Below are 20,856 nucleotides of genomic sequence, written 5' to 3'. Positions count from 1 at the left end.
TCTTTCAGGTACCTCTCTTGACAGTGATTACTTTGCTGCTGGCAATTGTATTGGATCAAATTTATCATACGATGTAAACTTCGCATCCGTAATAATGTGCGCTTTATCCTCACCATTGCTACTCATAACCATATCTATCTTTGCTGATTCATATTTAAAATCTTTTGTAATAATATATTCTCCATCTATTTCTTCTATCTTTGCATTTTGGCCTTGTAGCATTTGTTTCTGCTTTTCATCCATACTAGCTAACATACTCTCTGTCTCTTGCCCTTTTAATGCAAACTTCAGCTTATAATTATCTCCACTTTTCTCCATCTTCACTTTATTTAAAATTTCCGATGGAATCTCTAAATTATCTACCATTCCTTGAGTCGCATTCATTCCGTTAGCATTTAATTGTTCCTCTGGTACAGACATCACTTCACCCGTATTAGGATTTTTCAACTGACCAGCAATTTTGCCACCCACATCATAAACAACAACCTCTGTACCAGAAACATTCATTTCAGAACGAGAATTTTTTTGCTTCGGCTCTAATTGCATTTTGGCCTTTATTACATTCATCTCTGTTCCTTCAGCCTTTATTCCCACATCATATGTCATCGTTACATTTTCTTCGTTTTTAAAAGCTTCATTCGCTTTATTGAAAACATCCTTCGCTGTTAATTCCTTTTCTTTCTGCACAGCTTCTTTTTTCGGCTCATCAGTCTTTTTTGTTTTCTCATTACTACACCCTACTCCTAGACCGACTGCAAGTACTAAACTTGAAATTAAAATAATTTTTTTCATAACGTCCCCTCCTTCCCAAAAATAATATCATCTCTTTTCCTATGAAATCTATATAATTCGTAATATTCTTCTTTAAATTTATTTCCTATATAGCAACATGTTTGAGAAAAAGTTTAAATATGATGTAAATAATAACAACTCATTTCAGGAGGTCATTATGAAAGCTATTATTTGCACAAAGTATGGACCACCTAATGTTCTCCAGCTTCACAATATAGAAAAGCCTAAACCTAAGAAAAATGAAGTATTAGTTAAAATTCACGCAACAAGTGTATCGACTGGAGATTGTAGAATACGTGGCTTTAATAGCCCCCTCTTATTTTGGATTCCTATGCGGATCATATTAGGTTTCAGAAAACCGAGAAAACCTATACTTGGCGTAGAGTTATCTGGTGAAATCGAAGACATTGGATCAGATGTAACACAATTTAAAAAAGGAGATCCAGTTTTTGCATTAACAGAACTAAACCTTGGTGGTTATGCGGAATATACATGCGTGCATGAAAGTGGATTAATAGCATTAAAACCTACCAATGTGACATATGAAGAAGCTGCCGTTATTCCTTTTGGCGGAACTTCAGCATTGCACTTCCTTAGAAAAGGACAGATAAAAAAAGGGCAACAAGTACTTATATACGGCGCCTCTGGGTCAGTAGGGACAGCTGCCGTACAGCTTGCTAAATACTTCGGGGCGACTGTCACAGCCATTTGTAGTAGTTCGAATTTCGATTTAGTAACAGCTTTAGGGGCAGACAACGTAATTGATTATATGAAAGAAGATTTTACTAAGCGGGGCGATCACTACGATATTATATTTGACGCAGTTGGAAAATATAAAAAGTCTCTTTGTACAGATGCATTAATGCCTAATGGAAAATATGTATCTGTGAACGGAATGATGGCAAAGGTCAGTAAAGAAGATATGAACCTACTAAAACAACTAGCTGAAACAGAAAAGCTAAAACCTGTTATTGATAGAACTTACCGATTAGAAGAAGTTGTAGAAGCCCATACGTATGTAGAAATGGGCCATAAGAAAGGAAACGTTTCAATTACCTTAAAATAAAATATATTCTGAAAATACCATTGACAATTTTTTTTGTACGATTTACTATTAGTACCATATTCAAAACTACATACACATACTCTTATCAAGAGTGGCGGAGGGACTGGCCCGATGATGCCCGGCAACCGAGCTTATGACGTATAAGCTAAGGTGCTAATTCCTGCAAAACGAGTTTTCGTTTTGGAAGATAAGAGAGGAATCTATTTCGTCTATTCGGCACCTCTCTTATTTTTGGGAGGTGCTTTTTATTTTGGAACGTATATGAAGGGGGATTTATAGATGAAAAAGGTATTATTAAGCATTGTAAGCGGAGCAGTATTATTATTAGGCGCATGTAGCGTGAGTTCAGATAAAGAGGTAAAAGCATTAGACGAGAAAAAGATTACTGTCGGTGTAACAGGTGGGCCGCATGAACAAATTTTTGAAAAGGTAAAAGAAGTTGCCGCAAAAGATGGCCTCGAAATTGATATAAAAGTATTTAATGATTATGTAGCGCCAAACGTATCTTTAGATGAAAAAAGCCTTGATGTAAATAGCTACCAAACAAAATCGTATTTAGATGTATTTAAAGCTGAACGCAATATGAAATTAGCTGAAGTATTTTCAACAGTAACATTCCCTATGGGCGTATATTCTAAAGATATAAAAGATGTAAAAGACTTAAAAGACGGCGATGCAATTGCTGTACCAAATGACCCAACGAATGAACTGCGAGCTTTAAAATTATTTGAAAAAGCAGGGGTTTTAAAAGTTGATCCAAAGGCTACAGAAAAAGCGACTGCAAAAGATGTAATTGAAAATCCAAAAAAATTAAAGATTGTCGAATTAGAGGCATCTCAATTACCAACGCAACTAAGTGAAGTGAAAGCAGCTGCAATTAACACAAACTTTGCATTAGGTGCAAAATTAAGTCCAGCGAAAGATTCTATTTTCCGCGAAGGAAAAGATTCACCATATGTGAACTGGGTCGTTGTTCGTACTGAAAATAAAGATGATGCCGTTGTAAACAAATTAAAGAAAGCTTATCAATCTAAAGAAGTAAAAGAGTTTATCGAGAAAAAATTTGATGGTTCAGTTTTACCATCTTGGTAGGAGCTGACGATAATGATTGAATTAAAAAACATATCCAAAGTATTTTCAACAAAAAAAGGGACTGTTGAGGCTCTTAAGTCTACTTCCCTTAAAGTAGAAAAAGGCGAAGTATTTGGAATCATTGGGTATAGCGGCGCTGGTAAAAGCACATTGATTCGATGTGTAAATTTATTAGAAAAACCAACGACAGGAAATATCATTGTAAACGAACAAGACTTAACAACGTTATCGACAAAAGAACTAGCAAAAGCGAGACAAAAAATCGGAATGATCTTTCAAGGATTCAATTTACTTAAAACTGTTACCATCTATGAAAACATTGCATTACCTTTACGCCTTGCTGGCATTCCAAAAGCGGAAATTAAAAAAAGGGTAGAAAAATATTTACGCATTGTCGATCTTTTCAATCGAAAAGATGCTTATCCAAGTGAACTTTCTGGCGGTCAAAAACAGCGCGTTGCAATTGCACGTGCACTATCACATGAGCCTGAAGTGTTATTAAGTGATGAAGCAACGAGCGCTTTAGATCCAGAAACAACTGATTCTATTCTTGATTTGTTATTAAAGATTAACGAAGAAATTGGAATTACGATTTTACTCATTACACACGAAATGAACGTTATCCAACGTATATGCGACCGCGTTGCCGTTATGGAACATGGATCTGTAGTCGAAAGCGGGACTGTGAAAGATATTTTCACAAACCCACAACATGTAACAACGAAGAAATTTGTAAATAGCGCCTTTGCAGCTAAAATTCCAGAAGAGGTACAGAAAGAACTACAGAATACTGGAGAAATTGTAACACTTTCATTTATTGGCACTACTTCAGGTGAACCTGCCTTAGCTGTTGCCACAAAACGTTTCCAAGTGTATCCGAATATTTTATCCGGTAATATTACGCAGTTAAAACATGAAGCATATGGGAAACTAGTCGTTCATATGCAAGGAGAACAAAATGAAATCCACCGTGCTTTATCATTTTTACAAGAGCAAGGAATCATCGTAGAAGGAGGTAGAACAGATTATGGGAAACAAGTCCTTTTTGGATGAATGGGGTAAAGTCATATGGGAAGCCACAATTCAAACCTTTCAAATGACATCTATTTCATTACTCATCTCACTCCTTATTGCACTGCCACTTGGCGTCACACTTGTTTTAACGAGACCTGGTGGGCAGCGTGAAAATAAAATCATCTATCCTATTCTTAATACAGTTATTAATATCATTCGCTCTCTTCCATTTATCATTCTATTATTCTTCATCTTACCTTTTACAAAGTTTCTAATGGGAACATCCATTGGCGTGCAAGGTGTTATCGTACCACTTGTCGTCTTCACAGCTCCCTATATCGCACGTTTAATGGAGACAGCCTTACTAGAAGTAGATCGAGGGGTTATTGAGGCCTATCAAGCGATGGGAGTCTCTACTATAAAAATCATTTGGCACGTCATGGTTAAAGAAGCTCGTCCCTCCCTTGTACTTGGATTAACAATTGCAACGATTGGCTTAATCGGCGCAACAGCAATGGCTGGTCTTGTAGGTGCTGGCGGGCTAGGGGACTTAGCATATCGCTTCGGACATTTACGCTATGAACCTGAAGTAATGTATGCAACCGTCTTTATTCTAATTATCCTCGTTCAAGGATTACAGTCTTTAGGTAATGGGGTTGCACGAAGACTGAAGAAAGATTAAAAAAGAAGGTATCTCACCAGGGTGAGATACCTTCTTTTTATCTTTTAAATCCGCCTTCTGAATGAATAACTTGCCCCGTAATCCACTCAGCTTCTTCACTTACTAAAAATTTAATGAGTCTAGCTGCATCTTTTGGCTCACCAATTCTGCCAAAAGGAAACATCGGCTTTAACCCTTGTTTTATCTCTTCAGTCATCCATCCTGTATCGGTTGGTCCTGGATTAATTGCATTCACTGTTATTCCTAATTGAGCTACTTCTGCTGACAACGTACTAGTAAGAGCATCAATAGCTCCCTTCGTTGTCGCATAAGCTAGTTCTCCTGCCATAGGACCTTGAAATTGCCCCGAAGTCATATTAACAATTCTACCACCAGATTTCTTATCAAATCCTCGGGCAAATTGACTACTGAGCAATGTAGTCGCACGAATATTAACCATATAATGCTTATCTAATTCTTCAGCAGTCAACGTAGAGAAATCATTATTCGTAGAATATGCTGCATTATTAATTAATATATGAGGGTACCCTAATTGTTCAGTAACTTTATTTAAAAGCTCTTTCGGTGCATCATTCCGATTTAAATCTAACTCCATGCTCAATACTCTAACACCTTTTTGTAATAGCTCTTCTTTTAATTGTATTTGTTCATTTTTATCAACGCCCCAAGGCATCTCTTTATCATAATCCGTCCAATACGTAAAAAATATATCGTATCCTGCCTCAGCTAATTCTTTACAAATCGCTGCTCCTATACCGTCTAGACGACTTACGCCTGTAACAACTGCTACTTTATTTTTTAATTGGTTCATCATATACTCCTCCAAGTTTAAAGGACGCATATTTTATATAAGAGATATAAATTTCCCCACCTAGACCTCTGTCCTTACAAAAGGGATGTACAAGCCAACTATGCAGTCCTTGCATGATTTACAAATAGCTAAATAAACCCTCACTTATGAGAGAAAAATTCATCTATCCAATTTCTAATCATTACAAGTTCATCCACATATCGAGTCCTTGTCTCCTTTCCATATATCTCTGTTTCTATCATACCAATATGATGTACTATTTCAAATGATAAAAAAATAAAAACCAATATTCCATTCCAAACTTCTATCGAATTTATTATATTATAATATAATAAATAATGAAAATAATCAGAAAAATACTGGCAAATATTGACTAACCTTCTTATAATAAAACGTGGGGCTAATGTGAGAATTTAGTTTTAAACAAATAGGGGGAAGAAATATGTCAAAAAAATTACTTTCTTTATTTTCTGCAGTAATCGTAGCAGCTTTTGTAATAACCGGCTGTGGTCAAAGCGATACGACAAATAAAGAACAAAAAGAGAATGCAACAAAAGAAAGCAAAACGGAAAAAACAGATACAACGAAAGAAAGTAAACCTACTGAAAAAAAATCCGAAGATAAAAAAACTGAAGATAAAAAGCCTGAAAATACAGCTACTGGATCAAGCGACTACTCTAAGCTGATTTCCTATATGGAAAAAGAAACAGGTGGTAAAACAAAAGTTCTTTTTGAAAATAAAGAACCACAAGTCTATAAAGCTGAAGATGTTTCAGTATCAATGAATAGTTACACATTAGTTGAATTAAATGGATTCCATACAAACTTCGATATTCCGTTTAATCGTCAAACAGAAGGCGGAGTTATTCTTGTGAACTACAGCGTAAAAAATAGTTCAGCTAAAGATATTTATTATATGCCAGCATTGGACATGTCATTTACTGGCGCGCAGAAAGCATATAGTAACTATAAAGATTTAATTCCAAAAGAAGATCAGCTCCCAACTAAACTTGCTCCAACGAATGATTACTTAGTAAAAGCAGGAGAAACTATTTCTGGTTATATCGCTTATCCATTCGGAAAAGATGATCTAGCGAAAATTTCAAGTCTCTCAACAGTCTCAGTCACAGTCCCAACTGCACAAGCTAATAAAGGAAAATTTGATGCTCCAATCGGAAATCCTGGAAGCTTTTCATTAAGTTTAAACAAACAGGGTGCTGAAAAAGTTGCAACAGATAATACTTTCTACCAAGATAAAGCTACAGCTAATAACATGGGCGATAAAAAAATGTTAAAAGAGAAATCAAGTATTAATAACAATCAAGAATTAGGCGCTGTTAATGTTACATTAGACGGATACCAATTCACTCAATTCACACCAAATTCCGTCGAAGCTCCACGCTTTGCAAATTTTAAAAACGGTCTTGTTCTGTTAACAGTAAAATTCAAGCTTGATAACAAAGATGCTCAAGACGTTTCACTGTCTCCTATAAGCTCTACATTGAGAGTGAATGATGGTACACAATATACGATTAATGAAGGTATGCTATTAAATTATGACTATAATGCTTCAGTCAAAACAGGAACATCTGGAGAGTTACTACAAGTATATATTTTAGATCAAGAGCAGTATGAAAAGATTTGGAAAGACAAAAGCTTTGAGATTGAGTTAGGACCTATGAGAAATAAAGAAGCTAAAGATATTTCACAAGGTAAAAAAGCTAAATTTACATTACCTAAATAAATTAATAAATATATAATAGAAAAGGCATATAACATATGATTGTTATATGCCTTTTTCATTTTATAAAAACACCATTTTTGTTCACACTTTATCCATTGTGAATTTTTTCACAATGGATATATAATAAACATGTAAATAGAATATTGGAGGGATTTCAATGGTTATCAATTTTTTAAGAACTGATAAACGTGCTGCTTTCATATTATTATTTTTACGATTTTACATAGGATATGCATGGCTCGCTGCTGGGATAGGTAAAGTTTTCGGACAATCTTTTGATGCAAGTGGTTTTCTAAAGGGCGCTATCGCTCAAGCATCAGGTGACCATCCTGCAGTACAAAGTTGGTGGGCAGATTTTCTTCAAAATTTTGTTCTTCCAAACGCAGACCTATTTAGCTTTTTAGTTCAATGGGGAGAAATTTTAGTAGGTCTAGGTTTAATTTTAGGCGGATTAACAAAAACAGCTGCATTTTTCGGAATCATAATGAATCTTTCATTTTTATTAAGCGGAACTGTTAGTGTAAACCCAAATCTGCTTATTTTAACTATGTTCATTTTAGTTGCAGGGCAAAACGCTGGACGTATTGGATTAGATGACTATGTTTTCCCTAAACTTTTCCGTAAAAATAACCACGGAACATATAAATTAAGTAAAACTGCGTAGTAACAGTTTACTTTTAAAATATAAATAAGAAAAAGAGCCTGAGTATAGGCTCTTTTTCTTATTTATCCTAATTTAAACTTTTAACGAGCCACGAAAACCTCTGGCAGCATAGTAAGAGTCTGCTCCATTGTGGTACACGAAAACATGTCCGAAGCGATAATCGCAAAATAGAGCACCACCGAGTTCTCGAATATCTGAAGGTGTTTGTACCCAACTTGATGATTTCATGTCAAAATCCCCAAGTTGTTGCAATTCCCGATATTGTTCTTCCGTTAATAGTTCAATGCCCATAGCATTTGCAACATCAATAACATTATTTTCTGGTTTATGTTTTTTTCTTGATTCTAACGCTTCAAGATCATAACAAAGACTTCTGCGGCCTTTAGGACTCTCCTTTGAACAATCATAGAAAGTATATTCGTCCTTTTCTTCATCATAACCGACAACATCCGGCTCACCGCCAGTTACTTCCATTTCGTTAAGTGACCATAATTTTTCAGCATTAGCTTCTATCTTAGCTTCAACCTTAGCCCATTCAAGACCTTCATGGCGGTTCATATTTTTCTCAAAACGAGCTTGCAATACTTTCAATAACTCTTGACGTTTTTCTACTAGTAAGTCATTTTTATTTCCTGTCATATTAGTCCTCCCTGATGTGTGTACAGATATTAGTTTAAGTATATATTTTATAATAAATCATCTCAAGATGAAGACCGTTTCAGCCTTATGTGTTGTACAAACATCCATTATAAAGTTCTAAAACCCTCCATACTTTCTCCAAGAATATAGTGTGAAAACCACATCAAATTCTGCTTCATAATAGCTACATTCATTCCCGGCTGATTAGGACTATATGCCATTCCTTTAAATATAATTAATTCTGTATCCACTTCCATATCCATTAATCCTTGATATAGATCATATGCATTTGTAATTGGAATTCTTGCATCCTTTTCTCCATGCTGAATTAAGGTAGGCGTACAAGCTGATTCAATATACGTCATAGGTGATGTCTTCGTATATATCTCTGGATCATCCCATGGAGTATTTCCTAAATACATTCTAATAAAGTAAGGTATATCTGTATTTACATAATGGGTACTCCAGTTAGTGATTCCACCGCCAACTGAAATAGCTTTAAATCGACTACTAAATGTAGAACAGAAAGCTGATACATATCCACCGTTGCTCCATCCCATAACTCCTACTCTATCCTTGTCTACCATCCCTTTTTCTACTAGTTCATCCACTCCAGATATAACATCATCGTAGTCAGCAATCCCCTGTTTTCTATAGTTAGCTTTTAAAAATTCATTACCATAACCTGAACTTCCTCTGTAATTTGGTTCTAAAACGATAAAGCCTTTTTCAACAAACTGTTCAATCGGATATTTCTCATTGAAGCAGTCTGAAAATATCGGAAAAGATGCCCAAGCCGGACCGCCGTGAATTACTACTAATAAAGGATATTTTTTATTTATATCAAACTCTACTGGGGTGGATATAACCCCTTCTATTTCAAGACCATCACTACTTTTCCATGAGATGATTTCCCTGTTACTTTTAAGTTTCCCTTTGAAAAAGCTATTTTCATCCGTTATTTTTTCATCGTCTAAATAGATTTCAAAGGTTTCATTTGTTATTGCCTTATTGTAGGATATATATTTGCCATCCTTTGTTATAGAAGCATCCATTATAAAGCCATCTACTTTTTCGCTTAGTATTTCCACAGTTCCATCTTCAGCTAGCAACCCAATAAGATAATTCGTTTTATTCTGCCATCTAATTAAAATCCCTTTAGCTGTCCACTGTAATGGCATAACCGTACTATCAAAATCTGTTAAAGGTTGAATTAGCTCTCCATTATGAATATCATATATCTCTAACGTACTATCTTGTATATAGTTTCTATAGTAATCCCTCTCTCTTATGCTTGCTGAGTAACAAATTTTGCTGCCCTCTGGAGAAAAGCAAACACTCCCTCCCAACAATTTATCCACATTCAGCTTTTGTAGCTCTCCAGCTTTAATATGGAGTATGTATAGATCTCCATTTATATAATCTGCCATATTTGAGCTTGGTGTCGCCATAAATACAACCTTTTTACCATCATTTGAAATATCAAATTCATGGATATGAAAATCCTTACCATCAGTTAATCGATAAACAACTCTGTTCTCGTGTTCATCTGTATCACTTTGTATCACCTTTTCTATTTCAATGTAATATAAACAATTATTCTGGTGTTCTTTACTTACATGATGGAAATCTCCATATAATTCCTTACGTTTCTTTATTTCCTCACATTCTTTTGACTGTGCAACATAATAAAAACCTTTACCAGCAGGATCCCATTTGAATGTACTAATTCCTTCCTTCTCATCAGTAATTTGAACCTCGCTATAACCATCTAGCGACTTAACAAATATCTGATTTTTCCCATCACCAACTGGACTAAGATATGCGATACACTTAGCATCCGGAGACCATAATGGGTGTGTACTATCTATATCCCCATTTGATAATGGGTAACTCTGCTTCTTATCTTTTTCATATATCCATACATGATTCCTATATGTATTGTCTTTCCAATCAGCCGTCTTCTTTACAAATGCTACGTTTTTACCATCATCACTTATGTTTGTACTTGATAAGGTTGGTAATGAAATAACCTCTTCTATACTTAGATATGTTTTTTTAATCGTTTTCATCAATATCCCCCCTGAAATGTCCATAAATCTCTCGTCTCTTTTTGTCGTAATCAAAGAAATTGTTCATGAATACTTAAAATAATAATGGAAAATTCAGATAAATAAAAGTGAATTCGATAAAGTAAAACTTTAATCTATAAGGTTCTATCCACTTACCAATTCTAGATGTTATTTTTCGACACAAAAACACCCCTTTAGATAAAATATCTAAAGGGGTGCAAATTTGTAAATTTATTTTAAAGCTACAACTATATTTATTAACCTACCAATCTCCTACTCAACAGTAACAGACTTAGCTAAGTTACGTGGCTTATCAACGTCACACTCGCGGTGAAGTGCTGCGTAGTATGAAATAAGTTGTAATGGAATAACTGCTACTAGCGGTGCTAGTGCTTCGTGTACAGCTGGTAATACGAAGCTGTCTCCTTCCATTTCTAAGCCTTTCATTGAGATGATACATGGGTTAGCTCCGCGTGCTACTACCTCTTTCACGTTGCCGCGAATTCCAAGGTTTACGTGCTCTTGTGTAGCAAGTGCGATAACTGGTGTACCATTTTCGATTAAAGCGATTGTACCGTGTTTTAACTCTCCTCCAGCGAATCCTTCTGCTTGGATGTAAGAGATTTCTTTTAGTTTTAACGCACCTTCTAATCCTACGTAGAAGTCTACGCTACGTCCGATGAAGAAACAGTTACGCGTTGTCGCTAAAAATTGTTTTGCTAATGCGTCCATTTCTTCTTTTTGATCACAAAGTTCTATCATTGCATTTGCTACAAGTCCTAGTTCGTGTGTTAAATCGAAATCAAGAACTTCACCTTTTGCTTTAGCAATATCAGCTGCTAAAATTGAAAGTACTGCAAGCTGTGCTGTGTAAGCTTTCGTTGATGCAACTGCAATTTCTGGTCCAGCATATAACGGAAGTGTATAATCAGCTTCACGAGAAAGAGTAGAACCAGGCACGTTTGTAATTGTTAATGCTTTATGACCCATTTCATTTGTTTGTACAAGTACTGCACGGCTATCAGCAGTTTCACCACTTTGTGAAATGTAAATGAAGAATGGTCTTTCTGTTAATAATGGCATGTTGTAAGAGAATTCACTTGCTACATGCACTTCAACTGGCATTTTTGCAAACTTCTCGATAAATTGTTTTCCAACAAGACCTGCATGATAGCTCGTTCCACATGCAATGATGTAAATACGATCGCTATCTAAAATCGCATTGCGAATGTCTTGATTTAATTCAATCTCGCCATTTTCATCTTGATACTTTTGAATTATATTACGGATTACAAGTGGTTGCTCATCGATTTCTTTAAGCATGAAATGAGGGTATGTTCCTTTTTCAATATCACTTGCATCTAATTCCGCTGTAAACGGTGCACGTTCAATCGTTTCACCTTGTAAGTTTTTAATTGTAATACTTTCTTTCGTTACGATTACGATTTCTTTATCCATTAACTCAATAAATTGATCTGTAACTTGTAACATCGCCATAGCGTCGCTCGCCACAACATTAAAGTTGTCACCAACACCTACTAATAGCGGGCTTTTGTTTTTAGCAACATAAATCATGTTTGGATTTTCAGCATCAAGTAATCCGATTGCATAAGAGCCATGTAAAAGAGATAGCGTATTACGGAACGCTTCTTCTACACTTAATCCTGTGCTCACTTGTTGTTCCATAAGCTGTACGATAATCTCTGTATCTGTTTCACTTACGAACGTTACATCTTGTAAATATTCCTTTTTCACTAATTCATAGTTTTCAATTACACCGTTATGAACTAGTGTAAAGCGTTTTGATGTACTTTGATGCGGATGCGCGTTTACTTTACTTGGAACACCGTGTGTAGCCCAGCGTGTGTGTCCGATACCTACGCTTGCTGCTACATTCTCATCTACGATTTCACGAAGTTTTGCGATACGGCCTTTTTCTTTGTATACAACAACACCGTTCTCTGCTTGTACTGCAATACCTGCTGAATCATATCCACGATATTCTAGCTTTTCTAAACCTTTTAATAAAATTTCCTTTGCATCTTGCTCTCCAATAAATCCTACGATTCCACACATGTTTAGTCGCCGTTACAAATGCTTACACTGCTCTGCGAACATGTAACGACATAGTCCGATACCATTTTTATTTATACTAAAAAAACGGATTACATATTGCTAGCCCTGTAAGCTTGTAACGGCTTTCACCTTCCTCTCGATTGGGTTTAAGTCCGTATATACTTATACAGCTAGTTTTCATCCGTTCCTCTTCTCTCATCACACTTTCACCTTTGTCCACTAAGTCACCTTAATGATTTAAGTAAAAGTTTGCGGTTGTGATGAACAACCGGGAGTCATCCGCCGAAATCTCGATAAACCCCACCTCGTCAACTACACTATTTGTAGTTCTGGCGCTTTTATAATTTACAATATTTCCTTTGAGAAAAAGAACAAGACCATCTTATAACAAACATGGATAAACCGTCAATGAAATTTTTTTCATCGTCTATAAAACATATGAAAAAGGAGCACTTTTTGTGCTCCTTTTTCATATAAATTCAGCTAATTACTCAGCGCCAACTTCGGCTTTCACAACTTCTACAATGCGATGTACATATGCATCACAAACTTCTTGTGTTGGTGCTTCTGCCATTACACGAATAAGTGGCTCTGTTCCAGATGGACGAACAAGAATACGGCCATCACCGTTCATTTCTTCCTCTACAACACGAATAATTTCTTTAATTTTTTCATTTTCTAATGCTAATTTTTTATCTGTTACACGAACGTTTACTAGCAATTGTGGGAATTTCGTCATTTCTCCTGCAAGCTCAGATAATGGTTTTTTCGTCATTTTCATGATGTTTACAAGTTGAAGTGCACTTAACATTCCGTCACCAGTTGTAATGTAATCAAGTAAGATAATATGGCCTGATTGTTCTCCACCTAAGTTGTAACCACCGCGTTTCATCTCTTCCATTACATAGCGGTCACCAACTGCTGTTTTATCACTTGTAATATTGTTTGCTTCAAGTGCTTTGTAGAAACCTAAGTTACTCATAACAGTTGAAACAACTGTATTATGTTTTAATTGACCAGTTTCTTTCATGTACTTCGCACAAATAAACATAATTTGATCACCGTCAACGATGTTTCCTTTTTCGTCTACAGCAATTAAACGGTCGCCATCGCCATCAAAAGCAAGTCCAATATCCGCACCTTTTTCTTTTACCAATTCAGCTAAGCCTTCTGGATGTGTAGATCCTACACCCTCGTTAATATTCATACCGTTTGGAGAAGTTCCCATTGTTGAAATATCAGCTTCTAGGTCTGCAAATAAGTATGGAGCTAGAGAAGAAGTTGCACCATGTGCACAATCTAAAGCGATATGTAGGCCAGAGAAATCTTCTTCAACAGTTTGTTTAATGTACTGTAAATATTTTTGTCCACCTTCAAAGTAATCGCTCACTTGTCCAAGATTAGTACCTGTCGGACGTGGTAGTTCATCAACTTCTTTGTCTAATAAAGCTTCAATCTCAGCTTCTTGCTCATCTGTTAATTTAAAGCCGTCTGAACCAAAGAATTTAATACCATTATCTTGTACTGGATTATGAGATGCAGAAATCATAACACCTGCTTGTGCATCTAGTGCTTTTGTTAAATAAGCAACGCCCGGTGTAGAAATAACGCCAAGGCGCATTACTTCTGCTCCAGTTGATAATAGACCTGCTACTAAAGCTCCTTCTAACATATGGCCAGATACACGTGTATCACGACCGATAATTACTTTTGGACGATCTGTATCTTTTGTTAATACATAACCACCAAAACGCCCAATTTTGAAAGCTAATTCAGGTGTTAACTCCTTATTTGCAACTCCACGTACTCCATCTGTACCAAAATATTTACCCATTATGATTCGCTCCTTTTTCTTGCTCTTTTTGATTATGGTTATCTACCGTTGGTTCTTGACTATTTTCTTTATCTTTATCTTGATTTTGATTATTTTCCTGTTCCGTTTCTTTTTCTTGATTGGATTCAGGATTTTTTGGCTTCTCATTTTGATTTTCTTGATTGGTGTTTGAATCCGGTTGTTGACCGTTACCCTGTACTTCTTTATCTGGTTTTTCTTTCTTTACAATAGTAACTTTAGCACTTTTTTGTTTTGGCTCTATTGAAATATTACCAGGACCACTCACTTGAATAGAAATATCTTTCGTCCCTGAAGATACATTTTGCAAATTAATTACCGCTGTGATTTGGGCAGCTGTTATTTTATCTACTATACTTGCTTCTCCTGAAATATCAACACTTATATTTCCATCTTGCGGCGAAATTAGCTGAGCCGTAACATCTTTAGAAAGTCCATTTTTTTGGATTGGGATGCCATCAATCGTTTTTGTTTTCGTTTGTTTTGTTTTTTGCACTCCCACTGAAACCTTCACTTGATTCGGTTTTGCACTGGTTACACCCTTGGGTAATAAAACAGAGGCATCGAATGTTGTAGACTCTGTCAATTGACTAAGATCTACTTCGACCCCCTCTAGCGATTGTATATTATCCAAAATATCTTTTGGACCAGCTATCGTTACCTCTCTCGGCTCGACACTGATATTTGTAACTGCCAATCCTTCTGCTAAACTCCCCTTCTTCGTATACGTTACAGGAACAGTTTTTTCAGTATTATTGGCTGTAGTTTGCGTTGCCACATTCAACGTTACACTAATTTTAGATGGACTTGTTCTTACATTTAAACGTTTTCCTTCTTTATTGTATAATGTAACTTCGGGCGTTTTTGTAACAGTTTTATTAACACCTTTTAAATCAACATACGCTTTGGCAGATGAAATGCTTTCAATTTCTTCTTTCGTCCCAACTACCTCAACAGTATCCGGTTTAATGCTTGATTTTTCGAGAGTAGCCCCCGCTGGCATTTGATCCTCATTTGATAATTTCAAATCTACATGAACATATTTTCTCGCCTTTTCATGAAGAGTAACTTTAATTGTTGATGGCTGAACTGTTCCTTTCACATCGTCTGGAAGCCCGTTCGTTTTTAAAGAAATCTCATAAGTTCCTTTTGGACTATCTCGCAAATCAATTGGTATGTCAAATTGTTTTTTTGCTTTTGCTGTAGCAACTGATGCTTTTGGGCCTTCTAACTTCACCTTAACGCCCTCTGCTGGAATACCACTTACAATATATTTCTCCTCATCATACTTAAGATTAATCTCATAATTAGTTAATGTTTCTTTCGTATCATTTGCAAAAGGTAATATACCTGATGTCGTATTTTTCTCAGTTAACGTCGCTGACATAAAAAGCATACACGCCAATAGTAATGAGATCCCTTTTAAAAACCAATGATTCTCCATTAACTTATCCATGACGCTTTCTCCTCCAATTCCATAAAGACGAAGAAGTCGTTTTTTCGTTCCCACTAAATTCAGCTAATAACATATCCTTCAGCTGTTCTGTCTTCAAATCACGATGCAACTTACCATTTTTCGTTAAAGAAATTTGACCAGTTTCTTCAGACACAACTACTGTAATACTATCAGTAACTTCACTAACTCCCATTGCAGCACGATGCCTAGTTCCTAATTCTTTAGAAATAAACGGACTTTCTGATAATGGAAGATAGCATGCTGCTGCTTTAATTGTACTTCCTTGCATAATTACCGCTCCGTCATGAAGAGGTGTATTTGGAATAAAAATATTAATAAGTAATTCCGATGATACGTTTGCATTCAGCGGAATACCCGTTTCCACATAATCACCCATACCGGTCTCTTTTGACAAAGTAATTAATGCACCTATTCTACGTTTCCCCATATATTCGGTTGCTTTTGCTATCGCTGTTGCAACCATTTCAGGTTCATCATCCTCATGCGGTCCAACACGCGAAAATAAACTCCCGCGCCCTAGCTGCTCAAGTGCTCTTCGCAATTCTGGCTGAAAGATAATAATAACGGCTAAAAATCCCCATGTTAATACTTGTTCAGTTAGCCAAGATAACGTATGCAATTCAAGGAAAATACTAATCATCTTAACGACAATGATAACTGTAATCCCTTTTAAAAGTTGAACAGCTTTCGTCCCTCGGATTATGAGAATCAGCTTATATATAATAAACCATACAATGGCAATATCTAATGCCGTACTAAGATATTTCAAAATGGTCGTATCTTCAAAAGGCATGCTATCCCTTCCTCCTACTTACGAGCAATTCTATCCATATATTGAAATATTGTTTTATGCTCTATCTGTATGTATTTCCAACAACTAGTTAATTATACCATACATGAAACAAACGACAATTACAAACAACCCCCTTTAGCTCAAATTGGTAAGATGTCAAACATTTTTATCTTACAGTATAATATAAATCATTATTATACGCCTATTTTCAAATAAAAAAAGCAACTTCTCAGTTGCTTTTCTTACATTTATTTTAGTTTTTCACCGAATAAAGAACCCATTAAAGCAACTGCTGTTGTTGCCGTTCTATTTCTCTCATCTAAAATCGTATTTACCTCAACAAATTCAGCAGATGTGATAATATCCGCTTCTGCTAACATTTCCATCGCCAAGTGACTTTCACGATAAGATAGACCACCAATTACAGGCGTCCCAACACCTGGTGCATCATGAGGATCAAGACCATCTAAATCTAATGATAAGTGTACACCATCAGTATGAGATAAATATGCGATTGTTTCTTCCATAACAGCCGTCATCCCCATACGATCAATTTCATGCATTGAGAACACTTTAATACCTTCATTGCGAATGAAATCTTTTTCTCCTTCATCCAATGCACGCGCACCGATAATTACGACATTCTCTTTTTTCACCTTTGGATATGCTCCATATAAATCTACAAGTGAAGAATGTCCATAACCTAAACTTGCTGCAAGTGACATACCGTGAATATTTCCAGATGGTGAAGTTTCCTCTGTATTTAAATCACCGTGTGCATCATACCAAATAACACCTAAGTTTTTATAATGTTTTGCTACACCAGCTAATGTACCGATAGCAATACTATGGTCACCACCTAATACAAGTGGAAAACGACCTTCTTCTATAATATGATCCACCTTACTTGCTAATTCATTACATACAGTTGCAACTTGTGTAAGGTTTCTTAATTTTGTATTTTCATCTATCTCTTTTTCTCTCTCTATACGTATATCTCCCATATCTTTAACGTCATATCCAATTTCTTCAATTCTTTCAATTACCCCTGCATAACGGATTGCGCTCGGTCCCATATCAACGCCACGACGCATCTGCCCTAAATCCATTGGAACTCCAATAACTGAGATTTCTTTTTTCATAGATAGTATCCCCCTTCTGTGCCTTCACTAAATATTTTAAATCTTTTATATAGTCTGACTCAACTCGACATTTTTCTGTATGGATATACAAATTATTCACTTATATTCACGTTCAAAATCAAATTTCAAGACTATTCTATGTATAAAGTTAACTTAATGAAACAATCACAATCACTATTATTAAATAATAATAAAAAAACACCCCTACATTTAGAAGTGTTTTTCTGACGCTATTTTCCATACTGTTGCAATATTCTTCGTTGTCATTTCAATATTTTCTTCTGCTACTCTATATGCTTCTTCTAGTGTCATCGGTCTCGTTGTAATACTAAATACCGCATCTATTCCTTTCTCGTACACGGCTGAATAATCAGATGATACAGACCCTCCAATGGCAATTACAGGCACAGAAAAACGTTTCGCACGCCCCGCAACACCAACAGGAGCCTTCCCATATGCAGTTTGTTCATCTATTCTACCTTCACCAGTTATAATGAGATCTGCATCTTCTATATGTTTATCGAAATTTGTATAATCCAATACAATTTCAATGCCCCTTCGCAAGTCTCCCTTTAGCACTGAAATAACAGCCGCCCCCATTCCTCCTGCTGCCCCTGCACCAGGTATTTCAGATACATCAGAAGATACATATCTTTTAAGGATATTCGCATAATGTTTTAAATTCTCATCTAGCTCTTTCATCATCTCTATATTCGCACCCTTTTGTCTCCCAAATACGAAAGATGCTCCCTGCATTCCGACTAATGGATTATCCACATCACATGCCGCTTCTATCTTTACCCCCTTTAAGCGTGGGTCCATTTGTGAAAAATCAATAGCAACAATCGAATATAACGTACCTCCAGATGGATCTATTACTTCACCCTTATCATTTATAAATCTTACTCCTAAAGCTGCTAACATGCCTGCCCCACCATCATTTGTAGCACTTCCTCCAAGTCCTAAAATTATGTACTCCACCCCTTGATTTAGCGCATGTAATATAAGTTCTCCTGTTCCTTTTGTCGTTGTAATAAGTGGGTTTCGCTTTTCAACTGGAACGTGCTGTAATCCTGATGCTGCTGCCATTTCAATAAACGCTGTCTTTTTATCTTTAGACACGCCATAAAAAGCTTGCACACTTTCTCTAAGCGGTCCTGTCACACTAATTGATATAATTCTCCCCCCTGTAGCATCAACAAGCGATTCAACCGTCCCTTCTCCTCCATCTCCAATTGGTATTTTCACATACTTTGCATTAGGAAAAATTGCTCTAAAACCTCTTTCAATAGCTTCACATACTTCTATAGCTTTTAGGCTTTCTTTATATGAATCAGATGCAATAACAACTTTCACAATTATCCCCCATCCCTTATTTTTACGTTTTCTTCATTTTAAACGATAAATATAAAAGTTGTCTTTTTAAACACAAAAAAGCTTACATCATATGATGTAAGCTTTTTCTATTTAGATGGAGCCTAGCGGGATCGAACCGCTGACCTCCTGCGTGCAAGGCAGGCGCTCTCCCAGCTGAGCTAAGGCCCCTTAGTAATAAAGCGGAAGACGGGATTCGAACCCGCGACCCCAACCTTGGCAAGGTTGTATTCTACCACTGAACTACTTCCGCGAAAATGGTGAGCCATGAAGGATTCGAACCTTCGACCCTCTGATTAAAAGTCAGATGCTCTACCAACTGAGCTAATGGCTCGTAAATGGCTGGGCTAGCTGGATTCGAACCAGCGCATGACGGAGTCAAAGTCCGTTGCCTTACCGCTTGGCTATAGCCCATTAATATTTACTAGTATGGTTATCTTCTCAAAAAAATAAACCCTTTCAGGTTATTTTTAAGAAAATGGTGGAGGGGGGCAGATTCGAACTGCCGAACCCGAAGGAGCGGATTTACAGTCCGCCGCGTTTAGCCACTTCGCTACCCCTCCGACATTTAAACATATATGGTGGAGGATGACGGGATCGAACCGCCGACCCCCTGCTTGTAAGGCAGGTGCTCTCCCAGCTGAGCTAATCCTCCAAAAGTGGTGACCCGTACGGGATTCGAACCCGTGTTACCGCCGTGAAAGGGCGGTGTCTTAACCACTTGACCAACGGGCCAAAAATTTAAAAACTTTTCCAAGCTTCCAACCGGGCTTGAACCGGTGACCTCTTCCTTACCATGGAAGTACTCTACCAGCTGAGCTATGGAAGCATAATGGCTCCGCAGGTAGGAATCGAACCTACGACCGATCGGTTAACAGCCGATAGCTCTACCGCTGAGCTACTGCGGAATAATACAAGCCTGGCAACGTCCTACTCTCACAGGGACAAGGTCCCAACTACCATCGGCGCTAGAGAGCTTAACTTCCGTGTTCGGTATGGGAACGGGTGTGACCTCTCTGCCATCATTACCAGACTTTTATCATTATACACATTCTTTTCAGAATGTCAAAAGGAATTTTAAATATATATTCCTTCAAAACTAGATAACATTGCTACATATTATATGGTTAAGTCCTCGATCTATTAGTATTCGTCAGCTCCACATGTCACCATGCTTCCACCTCGAACCTATCAACCTGATCATCTTTCAGGGATCTTACTAGCTTACGCTATGGGAAATCTCATCTTGAGGGGGGCTTCATGCTTAGATGCTTTCAGCACTTATCCCTTCCGCACATAGCTACCCAGCTATGCCCTTGGCAGAACAACTGGTACACCAGCGGTGCGTCCATCCCGGTCCTCTCGTACTAAGGACAGCTCCTCTCAAATTTCCTACGCCCACGACGGATAGGGACCGAACTGTCTCACGACGTTCTGAACCCAGCTCGCGTACCGCTTTAATGGGCGAACAGCCCAACCCTTGGGACCGACTACAGCCCCAGGATGCGATGAGCCGACATCGAGGTGCCAAACCTCCCCGTCGATGTGGACTCTTGGGGGAGATAA

16 protein-coding genes, 9 tRNA genes, 2 rRNA genes, 1 pseudogene and 1 riboswitch (1 of these 29 cut by a window edge) are annotated in these 20,856 nt (G+C 36.9%); of the genes and pseudogenes, 6 read left to right on the top strand and 22 right to left on the bottom strand.

The genetic code is table 11. The features are described from left to right. Positions 1 to 27 precede the first annotated feature (27 nt). Complete coding sequence (locus MHH27_RS01020; RefSeq protein WP_090978590.1) at positions 28 to 792, bottom strand: DUF6612 family protein; 765 nt, start codon at positions 790 to 792, stop codon at positions 28 to 30. A gap of 157 nt (positions 793 to 949) precedes the next feature. Here MHH27_RS01020 and MHH27_RS01015 point away from each other — a divergent pair, with 157 nt between their 5' ends. The 4 genes from MHH27_RS01015 to MHH27_RS01000 all read left to right on the top strand — a co-directional run bounded on the left by MHH27_RS01015 (position 950) and on the right by MHH27_RS01000 (position 4,646). Beyond that, a complete protein-coding gene (locus MHH27_RS01015) occupies positions 950 to 1,858 on the top strand; it encodes an NAD(P)-dependent alcohol dehydrogenase (RefSeq protein ID WP_090978592.1) in 909 nt (302 codons plus the stop codon). Positions 1,859 to 1,937: 79 nt separating this feature from the next. Further along, positions 1,938 to 2,052: riboswitch (SAM riboswitch) on the top strand. A gap of 85 nt (positions 2,053 to 2,137) precedes the next feature. Next, positions 2,138 to 2,950 carry a MetQ/NlpA family ABC transporter substrate-binding protein gene (locus tag MHH27_RS01010; RefSeq protein WP_071731286.1) on the top strand — a complete coding sequence of 271 codons (813 nt, stop codon included), beginning with the start codon at positions 2,138 to 2,140 and terminating at the stop codon, positions 2,948 to 2,950. 12 nt (positions 2,951 to 2,962) lie between these two features. Further along, the gene (locus MHH27_RS01005) at positions 2,963 to 4,003 is read left to right on the top strand and encodes a methionine ABC transporter ATP-binding protein (protein WP_016084002.1); all 1,041 of its coding nucleotides are present in this window, start codon (positions 2,963 to 2,965) and stop codon (positions 4,001 to 4,003) included. Next, complete coding sequence (locus tag MHH27_RS01000) at positions 3,978 to 4,646, top strand: methionine ABC transporter permease (protein ID WP_061660792.1); 669 nt, start codon at positions 3,978 to 3,980, stop codon at positions 4,644 to 4,646. The genes MHH27_RS01005 and MHH27_RS01000 overlap by 26 nt, the downstream gene beginning before the upstream one ends. A 37-nt stretch (positions 4,647 to 4,683) precedes the next feature. On the opposite strand, the gene MHH27_RS00995 is transcribed toward MHH27_RS01000, so the two are convergent. Further along, on the bottom strand, positions 4,684 to 5,460 hold the full coding sequence (locus MHH27_RS00995) for an SDR family oxidoreductase (protein WP_340941394.1): 777 nt from the start codon (positions 5,458 to 5,460) through the stop codon (positions 4,684 to 4,686). A gap of 439 nt (positions 5,461 to 5,899) precedes the next feature. On the opposite strand from MHH27_RS00995, the gene MHH27_RS00990 reads away from it, so the two are divergent. Continuing rightward, positions 5,900 to 7,201 carry a DUF5068 domain-containing protein gene (locus MHH27_RS00990; protein WP_000038602.1) on the top strand — a complete coding sequence of 434 codons (1,302 nt, stop codon included), beginning with the start codon at positions 5,900 to 5,902 and terminating at the stop codon, positions 7,199 to 7,201. A gap of 157 nt (positions 7,202 to 7,358) precedes the next feature. Then, positions 7,359 to 7,865, top strand: a complete 507-nt coding sequence (locus MHH27_RS00985; RefSeq protein WP_061660795.1) for a DoxX family membrane protein — start codon at positions 7,359 to 7,361, stop codon at positions 7,863 to 7,865. A gap of 72 nt (positions 7,866 to 7,937) precedes the next feature. Here MHH27_RS00985 and MHH27_RS00980 read toward each other — a convergent pair whose 3' ends face one another. The 20 genes and pseudogenes from MHH27_RS00980 to MHH27_RS00885 all read right to left on the bottom strand — a co-directional run. Next, on the bottom strand, positions 7,938 to 8,504 hold the full coding sequence (locus tag MHH27_RS00980) for a DUF4256 domain-containing protein (protein ID WP_000147403.1): 567 nt from the start codon (positions 8,502 to 8,504) through the stop codon (positions 7,938 to 7,940). Between the two features lie 107 nt (positions 8,505 to 8,611). After that, positions 8,612 to 10,576: a S9 family peptidase gene (locus tag MHH27_RS00975; RefSeq protein ID WP_139213342.1), complete on the bottom strand. Its 1,965-nt coding sequence runs from the start codon at positions 10,574 to 10,576 to the stop codon at positions 8,612 to 8,614. Positions 10,577 to 10,849: 273 nt separating this feature from the next. Further along, positions 10,850 to 12,652 carry a glutamine--fructose-6-phosphate transaminase (isomerizing) gene (gene glmS, locus MHH27_RS00970; RefSeq protein ID WP_000334155.1) on the bottom strand — a complete coding sequence of 601 codons (1,803 nt, stop codon included), beginning with the start codon at positions 12,650 to 12,652 and terminating at the stop codon, positions 10,850 to 10,852. 12 nt (positions 12,653 to 12,664) lie between these two features. Further along, a pseudogene (locus tag MHH27_RS00965) lies at positions 12,665 to 12,851 on the bottom strand (hypothetical protein). Between the two features lie 288 nt (positions 12,852 to 13,139). Beyond that, positions 13,140 to 14,486: a phosphoglucosamine mutase gene (gene glmM, locus MHH27_RS00960; protein WP_000521476.1), complete on the bottom strand. Its 1,347-nt coding sequence runs from the start codon at positions 14,484 to 14,486 to the stop codon at positions 13,140 to 13,142. Continuing rightward, a complete protein-coding gene (locus tag MHH27_RS00955) occupies positions 14,479 to 15,960 on the bottom strand; it encodes a CdaR family protein (RefSeq protein ID WP_097925515.1) in 1,482 nt (493 codons plus the stop codon). Before MHH27_RS00955 ends, glmM begins: the two co-directional genes overlap by 8 nt. Further along, positions 15,953 to 16,774 (bottom strand): diadenylate cyclase CdaA, encoded by an 822-nt coding sequence (gene cdaA / locus MHH27_RS00950; RefSeq protein ID WP_001115694.1) that lies wholly within the window; start codon positions 16,772 to 16,774, stop codon positions 15,953 to 15,955. The genes MHH27_RS00955 and cdaA overlap by 8 nt, the downstream gene beginning before the upstream one ends. A 248-nt stretch (positions 16,775 to 17,022) precedes the next feature. Further along, complete coding sequence (rocF, locus tag MHH27_RS00945) at positions 17,023 to 17,916, bottom strand: arginase (protein ID WP_000711574.1); 894 nt, start codon at positions 17,914 to 17,916, stop codon at positions 17,023 to 17,025. Between the two features lie 210 nt (positions 17,917 to 18,126). After that, complete coding sequence (locus tag MHH27_RS00940) at positions 18,127 to 19,272, bottom strand: glycerate kinase (RefSeq protein ID WP_090978600.1); 1,146 nt, start codon at positions 19,270 to 19,272, stop codon at positions 18,127 to 18,129. A 116-nt stretch (positions 19,273 to 19,388) separates the two neighbouring features. Beyond that, positions 19,389 to 19,461, bottom strand: a tRNA-Ala gene (locus MHH27_RS00935). Positions 19,462 to 19,471: 10 nt separating this feature from the next. Continuing rightward, positions 19,472 to 19,543 (bottom strand) — tRNA-Gly (locus tag MHH27_RS00930). Positions 19,544 to 19,548: 5 nt separating this feature from the next. Continuing rightward, a tRNA-Lys gene (locus MHH27_RS00925) sits at positions 19,549 to 19,624 on the bottom strand. Positions 19,625 to 19,629: 5 nt separating this feature from the next. Then, positions 19,630 to 19,704, bottom strand: a tRNA-Gln gene (locus MHH27_RS00920). A 65-nt stretch (positions 19,705 to 19,769) separates the two neighbouring features. Further along, positions 19,770 to 19,853, bottom strand: a tRNA-Tyr gene (locus MHH27_RS00915). A 16-nt stretch (positions 19,854 to 19,869) separates the two neighbouring features. Next, positions 19,870 to 19,945 (bottom strand) — tRNA-Val (locus MHH27_RS00910). 5 nt (positions 19,946 to 19,950) lie between these two features. Beyond that, positions 19,951 to 20,025, bottom strand: a tRNA-Glu gene (locus MHH27_RS00905). Between the two features lie 21 nt (positions 20,026 to 20,046). After that, positions 20,047 to 20,119: transfer RNA gene (locus MHH27_RS00900), tRNA-Thr, on the bottom strand. Positions 20,120 to 20,123: 4 nt separating this feature from the next. Then, positions 20,124 to 20,198 (bottom strand) — tRNA-Asn (locus MHH27_RS00895). A 9-nt stretch (positions 20,199 to 20,207) separates the two neighbouring features. Further along, positions 20,208 to 20,323 (bottom strand): 5S ribosomal RNA (gene rrf, locus MHH27_RS00890). Between the two features lie 90 nt (positions 20,324 to 20,413). After that, positions 20,414 to 20,856, bottom strand: a 23S ribosomal RNA gene (locus MHH27_RS00885); it runs 2,479 nt beyond the window's last position.

Origin of the sequence: Bacillus sp. FSL L8-0152 (assembly GCF_038006365.1) — a bacterium.
In the GTDB taxonomy this organism is placed as follows: domain Bacteria; phylum Bacillota; class Bacilli; order Bacillales; family Bacillaceae_G; genus Bacillus_A; species Bacillus_A cereus.
The sequence above is the reverse complement of the archived record's forward strand: the minus strand, read 5'-3'. Positions and strand labels throughout refer to the sequence as shown.